This is a genomic window from Xenorhabdus santafensis, from assembly GCF_033949405.1.
GTDB classification, from domain to species: domain Bacteria; phylum Pseudomonadota; class Gammaproteobacteria; order Enterobacterales; family Enterobacteriaceae; genus Xenorhabdus; species Xenorhabdus santafensis.
In genome coordinates, this window is the sequence record NZ_VCDN01000286.1 from 1 (window position 1) to 435 (window position 435).

1 pseudogene is annotated in these 435 nt (G+C 29.4%); it reads right to left on the minus strand.

Annotated features, from left to right (window positions below):
- Positions 1-218: pseudogene (gene tnpI, locus FE392_RS22520) on the minus strand (TnP I resolvase); the annotation flags it as partial.
- Positions 219-435 lie beyond the last annotated feature (217 nt).

Below are 435 nucleotides of genomic sequence, written 5' to 3' on the forward strand. Positions count from 1 at the left end.
ATCTTGTGGTTAATGGACTTGGCGTTCAACATTTTGACATTCTTTAAATAACTAATGTACTCTAAGATATTTTGTCGGTACAATTTTGTTAATTTTCTGTCATAGGAACCTTCAAACCATTTTATGTACTGTCTAATACCTGATGTGTATCCCTGAACAGTGTTCTCAGTTTTATTCTCTTGTTTAAGATAAGAAGAAAACTGTTTTGCAACATCCATGTGATTTCCTCCGCGTCTATAAATTGTGTTGCGTCTAAAAGTATTTATTTATCGATAAATTGTGTTGCGTTAAACCCCTAGATTTATATTTATTATAACACCTAATACAACACAATTAATATTGTGTTGTATTATTTTTTGTATAAAAAAAGACACTGTATGTGTCTTGGAATAATGATATATTTTCTGATTTTTTAACTCTGATTTTCTTAGCGTG